This is a genomic window from Mesorhizobium sp. M0898 (assembly GCF_040319695.1).
Lineage (GTDB): Bacteria > Pseudomonadota > Alphaproteobacteria > Rhizobiales > Rhizobiaceae > Mesorhizobium.
In genome coordinates this window covers 1-3,110 of record NZ_JAMYOE010000107.1, presented here as the reverse complement: position 1 = coordinate 3,110, position 3,110 = coordinate 1, and the positions used below count along the sequence as shown (strand labels likewise).

General features: G+C 64.4%; 3 protein-coding genes and 1 pseudogene. All 4 read right to left on the bottom strand.

The features are described 5' to 3' along the window. Positions 1-548: LLM class flavin-dependent oxidoreductase (locus tag NKH90_RS34315; protein ID WP_352823721.1), on the bottom strand; the 548-nt coding region annotated here is incomplete at its 3' end. Positions 549-581: 33 nt separating this feature from the next. Then, the gene (locus tag NKH90_RS34310; protein ID WP_352823719.1) at positions 582-1,829 is read right to left on the bottom strand and encodes an SfnB family sulfur acquisition oxidoreductase; all 1,248 of its coding nucleotides are present in this window, start codon (positions 1,827-1,829) and stop codon (positions 582-584) included. Then, on the bottom strand, positions 1,826-2,617 hold the full coding sequence (locus tag NKH90_RS34305; protein ID WP_352823717.1) for an ABC transporter ATP-binding protein: 792 nt from the start codon (positions 2,615-2,617) through the stop codon (positions 1,826-1,828). The genes NKH90_RS34310 and NKH90_RS34305 overlap by 4 nt, the downstream gene beginning before the upstream one ends. 64 nt (positions 2,618-2,681) lie before the next feature. Beyond that, a pseudogene (locus tag NKH90_RS34300) lies at positions 2,682-3,110 on the bottom strand (ABC transporter substrate-binding protein); the annotation flags it as partial.

Genomic DNA, 3,110 nt, shown 5'->3' with positions numbered 1-3,110 from the left:
CCGAAATATAGCGGCGGATGCGGCGTCTGCACAGGCGGGAACAGCAGCCTTCCGTCCTCGATGCGGAAATGTCTGCCTTCGTAGGCAACGGTCTCGCCGCGCAGCACGGCCTTGTAGATATCGAGGAATTCCCGCGTCACCTCATAGCGCTCGTCATGGCTGAGGAAGATGCCGTCGCCCTTGTTCTCGACCGGGTCGCCGCCGGTGACGACGTTGATGAGCAGGCGCCCGCCCGAAATGCGGTCGAGCGTCGAGGTCATCCGCGCCGCGAGCGTCGGCGACTGCAGCCCGGGACGGACGGCAGCGAGGAAGCGGAGCCGCTGCGTCAACGGCGCCAGCGCCGACGCCACGACCCAGCTGTCCTCGCAACTTCGGCCGGTCGGCAGCAGCGCGCCGTAATAGCCGATGGCGTCGGCGGCCTTGGCGACCTGGGTCAGATAGGGCAGGTCGACCGCCCTGCCCCCCTCGGAGGTGCCGAGATAGCGGCTGTCGCCATGGGTCGGAAGAAACCACAGGACCTTGATCCTGTCGGGGATGGCAGTGCTCATGAACAGTCCTCTATGACTTTACGGCGTTCTCGCTCAGCTCCAGGCGTGTAGCGGCGGATTGACGTCGTTCAGGTAATAGTTGCCGAGGATCGCGTATTTCCAGCGCACCGGATCGTGCAGCGTGTGGGTTCGGGCGTTGCGCCAGTGCCGGTCGAGATTGTGCTCGGCCAGTGTGGATCGCGTGCCGGCGAGTTCGAACAGTTTGTTGGTGGCGTTGATGGCGATCTCGGTGGTGAGGATCTTGGATTCGGCAACCGCGATCTGCGCTTTCGCGACGGTCCTATCGTTCGGATCGGCCACGGCGCGGTCGACCGCAAGGCCGGCCTTGTCCAGAACCGCCTCGGCCGCATTGGCCCGCAGGCGGAGGTCGCCGACCGCCTGGATCGTGTAGGGATCCTGCCAGGCATGATCGACGCCGCTGTCGATCCACGCGCGCGACTTGGTGCGCACGAAGCTGACGGTTTCGTCGATCGCCGCGTTGGCGATGCCGAGATCGACAGCAGCCTGGATGATCTGGAAGATGGCGCCGTCGGCCGTCGGCCGGTCATAGCCCTTGTAGCCGGGGACGAGATGCGTCTTCGGCACTTTCACATTGTCGAGCAGGACTGTGCCGGACAGCGTCGTCTTCTGGCCGAAGCTCGACCAGTCGTCGATGACCGTCAGTCCGGGCGCGCCGCGATCGGCGATGGCATACCAGGCCCGGCCCTCGTCATCGAGCGCCACGATCGGCACCAGATGGGCGAGCAGCGCGCCGCTGGAATAGAATTTCTGGCCATTGACCACGACGTGGTCGCCAGCGTCGACGAATTTGGTCTCGAAGTCGGCCGCCCGCTTGGAGCCGAATTCCGAGAACGCGTTGCCGAACCGCGTGCCGGACAGAACTTCGGCGAAGAGCAACTGCTTCTGGGCCTCATCAGAGACGGTGCGGATGGCGGCGACGACGCCGAGATGGTTCTGCGGAATCTGGCCGAGCGACGGATCGGCCGCCGAGATGATGGTGATCACCTTCGACAGCGTCACATAGGAGAGTTCCGGTCCGCCATAGGCCTTCGGCACGTTGATCGACCACAGGCCGCTCTGCGAAAACGCATCGAGCTCTTCCTTCGGCCAGATGCGCTCGCGGTCCCGCCTGGCGGCGTCCTTGGCGAAGTCTGCGGCCAGTTTTTCCGCCACAGCGATCGCCTCGGCGTCGGTCTTGATGACATGCGCTCTGGCCGACGGACGCTCGACCGGGGGGACGGCGCTGCGGATATCGGACGGCTGCTTCGATTGGATGGTCATGCTGCGGTCTCCTTGGGAAAATGTTGCGATGGAAGCGACGTGCCGCCGAGATAGTAGGTCTTAATGTCGTCGCGCTGGCGCAGGTCGGCGGCCGACCCTTCCAGCACGCTCTTTCCGTTTTCGAGCACGGTGGCGCGGTCGGCATATTTCAGCGCCACTGCCGAATTCTGCTCGGCGACAAGGATCGAAAGATCTTCGTCCCGATTGAGCCGCTTCAAAGCGCTGAAAATCTCGTCGACGATCAGCGGCGCCAGCCCCATCGAAGGCTCGTCCAGCACGAAGAGTTTCGGCCGCGACATCAGACCGCGGCCGATCGCCGTCATCTGCTGCTCGCCGCCGGAGGTGAGGCCGGACCGGGTTCGCCGCTTCTCGGTGAGCCTGGGGAAAAGCGCATAGACGCGGTCGAGGTCGGCCTTGACGCCGGTGCGGGAGGACGAACGCCCGAGCGCGCCGGTCAGAAGGTTCTCCTCGACCGTCAGCGAGCGGAAGCAGTGTCGGCCCTCGAGGACCTGGACCAGACCCTTGCGGACGAGGTGAGAGGGGCTTGCCCTGGAGACATCCTCGCCGTCGAAAGTGATCCGGCCAGCGGTAACAGTGCCGCGCTCGGCCGGGAGGAGATTGGATACGGCGCGTAGCAGCGTCGTCTTGCCGGCACCGTTGGAGCCGAGCAGTGCGACGATCTCGCCTTTGCCGACCGACAGGTCGACACCGTGCAGGGCGGCGACGGCGCCGTTGTAGACGGCCTCCACGCGACTGACCGACAGGATCGGATTTTCCGGGCTGGACATCGATGACTCCGCAATAGGCAGGAAATCGCGGCCGGCCCGTGGGCCGGCCGCGAGTTATTGGACTTCAGTTGCTGACCACTGCTTCGGCGTCTTCGGCCGTGCGGATCTTGATGCCCTTTTCCTTGGCATAGGCCTCGGACGACTTCTCGATGATCGGACGCAGCAGCTTCCAGTCGGGCGCAATCCAGTCGGAGACGACGTTCCACTTCTTGCCGTCCCACTGCTGGAAGGTCACGTAGCCGTCACCTTCGTGATTGTCCCAGGAGACGTTGATCGAGTGGAACAGGTCCTTGGCGCCCAGCGCCTCGACGCGTGCCGGATCGAGCTTGAGATGCTCGAAGCCCCAGCGGACTTCGTCGCCGGTGAGCGTGCGGTTGCCGAACTTGGTCTGCGCGATGCGTACCGCCTCGACATTGAGGATGCCGTTGACGATGCCGAGATTGTGGTAGACCGAGCCGATACGGCTCTTTTCCTCGAGATTGCCTTTGCCGGC

What these genes read in the sequence shown, in the direction of transcription:
- NKH90_RS34310 (WP_352823719.1), bottom strand. Translation starts at nt 1,829, where the DNA reads ATGACCATCCAATCGAAGCAGCCGTCCGATATCCGCAGCGCCGTCCCC.
- NKH90_RS34305 (WP_352823717.1), bottom strand. Translation starts at nt 2,617, where the DNA reads ATGTCCAGCCCGGAAAATCCGATCCTGTCGGTCAGTCGCGTGGAGGCC.